Here is a 6,601-nt window from a genome sequence, read left to right on the forward strand (position 1 = left end):
AGTCGCGGTGGCGGTCCCCAGCCCCCGCCGCGCTGGTGCGTTCAGGGCAACCACCGACCTGTGCGGTTCTCGCGTCTGCGTGAGAATTCGGTACAGCGCACGGGAGCCGAGGGGGAGTTGTCCGATGGCGACGTTGTTCGAGCGCGCACCAGGACCAGACACCGACGGCGGGGGCGACCCGATCGCCGCCCCGCCACCCCGGACGTCATCACCCGGGGTCGGCTCGTGGCCGCGCCGTGGCGCCCCGGCCCTCGGCTGGCTGGCGCTCGTGCTGCTGGTGGCGGTCAGCGCCTGGCCGCTCGCGCCGCCCGACGCGGTGGGCGCCGGCGCGCCGTCCGGTGCGTTCTCCGCCGGGCGCGCGATGACGCACCTGGAGCGCATCGCCCGGCAGCCCCGGCCGACCGGCTCAGGGCCGGCCGCCGACGTGCGCGACTACCTGCGCTCCACCCTCGCCGGCCTTGGCATGGACACCGAGATCCAGCACACGACCGCGATCCACGAGAAGCAGCCCACCCACTTTCACGCTGGCGTGGTCGACAACGTCCTTGGGCGCAAACGCGGTACGGGCGGGGGTGGCGCCATCGTGCTGTGCGCCCACTTCGACTCGGTGGCCGCCGGCCCCGGCGCCAACGACGACGGGGTCGCCGTCGCCGCGATCCTGGAGGCCGCGCGGGTGCTGACCGCCGGCCCGCCCCTGCAGCACGACCTCGTCGTGCTGTTCACAGACGGCGAAGAGTTCGGGCTGCTAGGCGCGCACGCCTTCGCCGAGCAGCATCCCTGGGCGGCCGACGCCAAGGTGCTGCTGAACTTCGAGGCTCGCGGGAGCGGCGGGCCTGTCGTCATGTTCGAGTCCAGCGCCGGCGATGCCGACCTCGTCGCTGGGCTCGCCGCGACATCGCACCCGGTCGCGAGCTCGGTGGGTACCCTGGTCTACCGCTTCCTTCCCAACGACACCGACTTCACCGTCTTCGACCGCGCCGGCATCCGGGGCATGAACTTCGCCTTCATCGGCGACCAGGTCCGCTATCACGACGCCGCCGACTCGCTGCGCTCGGTCGACCCCGACGTGGTCCAGCACGACGGCGAATACGCGGTCGAGCTCACCCGGCACTTCGACCGGCACGGCGCCGGCACCGACCGCGGTGCCCCGACGGTGTACTTCACCGTCCCGGGCCTCGGGCTGGTGCACTACCCGGGCTGGCTGAACACCGTGTTCACGGCGCTGGCCCTCGTCGGGCTGTGCGGCGCCGTGATCGTCGGTCGGTCGCGGGGTCGGCTGCGGCTGCGGCGTGCCGCGGCGGCGCTGGGCCTGGCCGTCTCCGGCGTTGTCGTGTCGGCCGCCGTCGTGGAAGGGGTGTGGCTGCTGCTGGAGCGGGTCGATCCCGACCTGACGCGCTTCCACGCCGGCGACGGGTACAACGGCGGGCTGTACCTGGTGGGCTTCGGGCTGCTCGCGGTCGCGCTGTCGACGACCGGGCTGGCGCTGGGGCTGCGACGGTGGGGCCTGGACACCGTCGTGACCGGCGTTGCGGTGCTCTGGGCGCTGCTGCTCGCCGGGTGTGTCGCGGTCGCGCCGGTGGCCGCCTACCTGTTCGCGTGGCCGTTGCTGGCGGCCGTCGCCGGGCTGGGGTGGCGGCTGCTGCGCGGCCATCCAGACGATCGGGCCGGCCGGCAGGTGCTGGCGTTCGCGCCGGCCGCCGCCGTGACCGTGGTGCTGTTCACCCCGGTGCTGTACCTGTTCGGTCTGGCGGTGGGGCCCGCCTTAGCGGTCGTCGGCGTGCCGCTGCTGTCGGCCGTGCTGCTGGTGGTGTTCCCGGTGCTGCGCCTGGACCGGCCGTTGGTGCGGCGGTGGACCCCGGTGGTCGCCGCCGTGATGGCGGTCGCCGTGCTCGTGGCCACTGTGCCCACCGGCGACTTCGGACCCGGCCGCCCCAAGCCCGGCAACGTGTTCTATGCATTGGACGCGGACACCGGGCAGGCGATCTGGGGTGTCCTGGACGCCGACCCCGACCCGTGGCAGGAGCAGCTCGTCGAGCACTACCGGGCCGGGCCGATGCCGACCTACTTCCGCATGCCGCTCGGCTTCCACGTCGGCCAGGCACCAGCGGCCGCGCTGGCCGCCCCGGAGGCGACGGTTCTGTCCAACACCGTCACCGACGGCATCCGTACGGTTCGGCTGCGGCTTAAGGCGGGCCGGCCCGCGCCGATGGTCGAGATCATCAGTCTCTCCCCCGCGAAGGTGAGAGCGGCCACAATAGACGGACGGCGTGTGGTCAACACCGCCGAGCGTGACCCGTACGGGTTCCGGTGGAGCCTGCATTACATCGCGCCACCGGCCGACGGGGTCGAGGTGACGATCGAGGTCGAGTCGTCGGCACCGTTCCCGGTGCGGCTGCTCGACCGCAGCTACAGCACCGAGGAAATCCCCGAGCTGCGCGGCGCGGTGCGCCGCCCGCCGAACACGATGCCCGGCAACGAGGACGGCGACTTCGTCGTCGTGAGCAGAGGAATGGTGATCGAGTGACGAACGACGAGGACGACGCGCTGCACGTCGTGGTGCGCAACGACGAGGAGCAGTACTCTATCTGGCCGGCCGACGAGCCGCCGCCGGCCGGATGGCACGTGGCCGGCCCGACCGGCCCGACCGCCCGGTGCCTGGCCCACATCGAGGAGGTCTGGACCGACATGCGGCCGTTGAGCCTGCGCCGGGCGATGGACGAAGCCGGGTAGCCGTTCAGCCGGGGAGGCCGCGGAACACCGGGATGTCGACGACGCTCGCGAGGTACGGCACGCCGACCGTGTAGCCGGTGCCGCGCACGTCGCCGAGCATGCGCGCCGCCAGCCGGTGGTGCGTGTGCCGCCAGCGGGTCCACGCGCGGGCGAACCGCTCCTGGGCCGCGTGCACCTGGTACACCGTCCCGCCCCGGCGCCGCAGGTCGTCCACGGCCTCGTCGATGGTGCGTACCCCCGCGGCCACCCGCGCGCGCACCTCCGGCACCGCGTCGTAGGCGGCCGAGGCGAGCCGGGCCGGGTCCGGCGGCCGACACAGAGACTCCATCGTCTTGTACCCGTCGGACTGGATCGCGCTCGCGCCATCGGTGAATGTGCGGAAGGTCCGGAAGGCCTCTACGCGCATGGTGGCCAGCAGGGCGAACAGCGGCGCCGTCTCGCCGAACGTCGTGGCGGCGGTGTCGAGGTGCCGCGCGGCGGCGCCCGGGTCGTCGGCGTCGAGCGCCGCGACGGTAGCGTGCAGCCGCACCGCGGTCAGCGCGAAGCTCACCTCGAACGTCTGCAGCACGCGGATGAACAGGTGCTCGTCGTGGATCGTGTCGACCGGAAGCATGCTCAGCCTCAGGGGGTCCGGCCCGACGGGTCGCCGGCCGGCGACCCAGACGCGGGCGGCTTCTCGGACGGCTCGGGGCGCGTCGAGGTCGGCGCGCGCTACCCCCAGGCGGTTCAGCGCCGGGGACAGCACCCGCAGGCCGTGCCGGCAGCGCTTGGCCACGAGATCGGGGCCGGGCCGCATGCGGGGGAGCATGGCGCCGCGCCCTGCGAGCGCCGCGGTTTCGAACCGGAGCACGTCGCCGACCAATCCCACCACGAGCCGGTCGGCGCGGCGCTGCGCGGGCCCGGCGTCCGCCCCGGAGGGCAGGTCGAACAGCGACAGTGCGGTGTAGCTGGGGTAGCGGTGCCGATCGTCGTGCTTGTCGAGCGCCACGTCGAGGAACCGGCGGAGCATCCGGTCGCCGTCGGCCACCTGCTCCGCGCGGACCGCGGTGCGGACCTCCGCCAGCGCGTCGAGCAGCGCGACGTCGGCGCAGTGCTTGCCGGTGCGTTGCAGCTCGCGAACGACCGGCAGGAACGGAAACGGCCCAGTGCTGCCCTCGGCGAGCCACAGCCTGAGTGTCGCGGCCGTCGCCGTCATGCGGGCAGCCCGGAAAGGCCGGTCGGGAAGTTCTGGGGCACGCTGCCCAACCTCGCGTGCGTAGCCGCCGGTGCGCAGTCGGTGGTTCTCCCGATCGTCGTCGGACGCGTCTTGCGGCGCGGCGCCGGGCGCCGCATCGGGGAGTTGCCCGACTTGGGCGGCCGGGCCCGGCGGCGCAGGATGACCGGGACGGGCGGACCCACGTCCCGCGGGAGGGGCGAGGCCTGTGACGACTTCGGGGCAGCGAGCGGTGAGCGCTGTGGCGCGGCCCACCGGCGCGGACGGGGTCTGGCGGCTGCCCAACTACCGCCGTCTATGGTGGGGCAACGCGGTGTCCACCGTCGGCTCCCAGGTCACCATGAACGCCCTGCCGCTCATCGCCGTGCTGGTCCTCGGTGCGACGGGAACTCAGGTGGGTCTCCTGCGGGCGCTGTACACCGTGCCGTTTCTGTTGCTCACGCTCCCGGCCGGGGTGTGGCTCGAGCGCCGTGCCCGCCGGCCGGTGATGCTCGGCACGGACGTGGCCCGCGCAATCCTCGTGCTCACCGTGCCGGTCTGCGCCTGGGTCGGCGTGCTCGGCTGGCCGCAGGTCTACGCGGTCGTGGCGGTCGGCGGCGCGCTCACCGTCGTGTCCGAGCTCGCTGCGGTTGCCTACCTGCCGCCGCTCGTCGGGCCGTTCCGGCTCGCCGAGGCCAACAGCCGCATGCACGCCAGCCTGGCCGTCTCCGGCACCACCGCAGTGGGACTCACCGGCTGGCTGGCCACGTTGGTCGGCCCGGCGCCGCTGCTGCTGCTCGACGCGGTGTCCTATGTAGTCTCCGGCGCGATGCTGCTGCGCATCCGGCACTGCGAGCCGGCCATGGCCGCACCGGGTGACCGCGACCCGGTGGCCGAGACGCGCGAAGGACTCCGGGCTGTGTTCGGCCACCCGGTGATCCGCCGCTGCGTGGTGTACGCGACGGTGTTCACGGTCGGCACCCAGCTGGCGAACGTCGCGATGGTTGTGTACCTGCTGGCCGACGTGCACCTCGGCGCCGCGCTGTTCGGCCTGACGCTCATGGCCGGCGGTGTCGGCGGCATCGTGGGCACCCTCGCGGCGCCTGCGCTGCTGCGCCGTCATGGCTATGGCCGGACGATGCTCGCCGGCATCGTCCTGGGCGCGATGCCGATGGCGCTGGTGCCGGTCGGGCACACGCCGGCGGTCACCGTGGCGTTGACCGGCGTAGCGCTGCTGCTGGGCGCGGCCGGGGCGTGCGTGACCGGCTCGGCGTCGGTCACCCTGCGGCACCTGCTCACGCCGACGCGCTTACACGCGCGGATGAACGCGAGCTACCGGCTCGTGCAGTTCGCGGCGATCCCGGTCTGCTCCGTGGCCGCCGGCGCGCTGGTCGACGCGATCGGCAGCCGGCCGGTGCTGTGGCTCGCCCCCGGCGTGCTGTTGGCGGCGGCGCTGCCGCTGAGCGCCGGCCCGGTGCGCCGGCTCGGCCACCAGTCGCCGCTCGCCGACGCGGACCGCTCAATGCTCGTCGAAAAGACCGCGTGGGCCTCCCGAAGCGCGTAGTGCACCAGCACGAACCCAGCCAACGGGTCGGCCCACCACCACCCCAGGCCAGCGTTGAGCGCCAGCCTCCGCGAGCACCGCGACCGCGAGCAGCCCGTCGATGAGCGTGACCCGGCCCTCCGTGCGCAGGACCGGATTGTCCAGGGCGGCGCCGGTGCGGGCCTTGCCGGCAGCGAGCGTGCTCGCGGTCGCGGTGTGCGCGGTGATGGCGGGAGCCAGCACGTTCGCCGCGATCGCCGACTGGGTCGACGATCTCGACGCTGCACTTGCCGAAAACCTCGTCCGTACAGGTCACGCAGCATGCTCGTAGTCGTGGAGAACACCGCCGAGATGCGCCGCGCGACTCCGGTGCGCCCTCGGCGGAACGGTGCGAGCGTCGTCAGAGAGCAGCGATTGATGCGGGTGCTCGTTCTTGCCGCGCGAGTGCCCGGACCACGCTCAACTGCCCGTGGCGCCATGCTGCGATGCGGCTGAGCAGTTGGATCGTCGCTTCTGTCGCGTGGTCGGGCAGCGGCGGCGTGGGTATGTCCAGGCTGACAGCCAGGTCGTCGGTATGCACGACCAGTTCCATCACGCGTGTCAGCAAGAAGTCGTTCACCGTCAGGCCCCAGTCGTCGAGGTCGACAATACGGTCTGCGGATTGCGCCGGGAGCACTGTTTGCAGCTCGCGGAGCGCTGCGTCGACATCGTCGGCGAGTTCCTCGGGAGTCGTCGCTGCGGCAGCCTGCTCGCTGCGGTGCCGGATGTCGATGTTGTCAGCGCTGTCGACACCCGACGTCACCCATGCGTTGCCAGTGAAGTGATCGAGGACCGAGATCGCAGAATCGCCTGGCGCGGCGGCGAGATAGGTCACGGTGCGGGTGATCTGGTTTGCCAGGTGACGGGCAAGTCCACCGGTAGAAAAGTCGGGCAGCGCGCTGGGCTTGGACCATCGTTCGGCCAACGCCGCCTCGCGCAGTAGGCCCAAGGCGGCCTCCGAGGATTCCAGAAATGCTTCTCGGATCATCTATGCAGGCTAGCCCGTGTTTCGTAAGGGGCCGGGGTTGTGGTGAGGGTCCGGCGTGGCGGTGATCGATAAAGGCTGAGGTCTCCGGTAGATCGGTTAGCGACCAAGC

6 protein-coding genes are annotated in these 6,601 nt (G+C 72.5%); 4 read left to right on the top strand and 2 right to left on the bottom strand.

What is annotated here, in order from left to right; translation table 11 throughout:
* The first annotated feature begins 124 nt into the window (after positions 1 to 124).
* Together AB0C02_RS27315 and AB0C02_RS27320 are read left to right on the top strand one after the other, a co-directional pair.
* On the top strand, positions 125 to 2,524 hold the full coding sequence (locus tag AB0C02_RS27315; protein WP_357551806.1) for a M20/M25/M40 family metallo-hydrolase: 2,400 nt from the start codon (positions 125 to 127) through the stop codon (positions 2,522 to 2,524).
* Complete coding sequence (locus tag AB0C02_RS27320) at positions 2,521 to 2,730, top strand: MbtH family NRPS accessory protein (RefSeq protein WP_357551807.1); 210 nt, start codon at positions 2,521 to 2,523, stop codon at positions 2,728 to 2,730. The genes AB0C02_RS27315 and AB0C02_RS27320 overlap by 4 nt, the downstream gene beginning before the upstream one ends.
* Positions 2,731 to 2,734: 4 nt before the next feature.
* Here the strand turns inward: AB0C02_RS27320 and AB0C02_RS27325 are convergent, their stop codons facing one another.
* Complete coding sequence (locus AB0C02_RS27325) at positions 2,735 to 3,925, bottom strand: hypothetical protein (RefSeq protein WP_357551808.1); 1,191 nt, start codon at positions 3,923 to 3,925, stop codon at positions 2,735 to 2,737.
* A gap of 250 nt (positions 3,926 to 4,175) precedes the next feature.
* Between AB0C02_RS27325 and AB0C02_RS27330 the strand changes: the two genes are divergently transcribed.
* Positions 4,176 to 5,486, top strand: a complete 1,311-nt coding sequence (locus AB0C02_RS27330) for an MFS transporter (RefSeq protein WP_357551809.1) — start codon at positions 4,176 to 4,178, stop codon at positions 5,484 to 5,486.
* A gap of 100 nt (positions 5,487 to 5,586) precedes the next feature.
* On the top strand, positions 5,587 to 5,796 hold the full coding sequence (locus AB0C02_RS27335; protein ID WP_357551810.1) for a hypothetical protein: 210 nt from the start codon (positions 5,587 to 5,589) through the stop codon (positions 5,794 to 5,796).
* Between the two features lie 69 nt (positions 5,797 to 5,865).
* Here AB0C02_RS27335 and AB0C02_RS27340 read toward each other — a convergent pair whose 3' ends face one another.
* Positions 5,866 to 6,492, bottom strand: coding sequence for a maleylpyruvate isomerase N-terminal domain-containing protein (locus AB0C02_RS27340; protein ID WP_357551811.1), 627 nt, complete (start codon positions 6,490 to 6,492; stop codon positions 5,866 to 5,868).
* Between the last annotated feature and the right edge of the window lie 109 nt (positions 6,493 to 6,601).

Source organism: Micromonospora sp. NPDC048999 (assembly GCF_040649295.1).
GTDB lineage: Bacteria > Actinomycetota > Actinomycetes > Mycobacteriales > Micromonosporaceae > Micromonospora.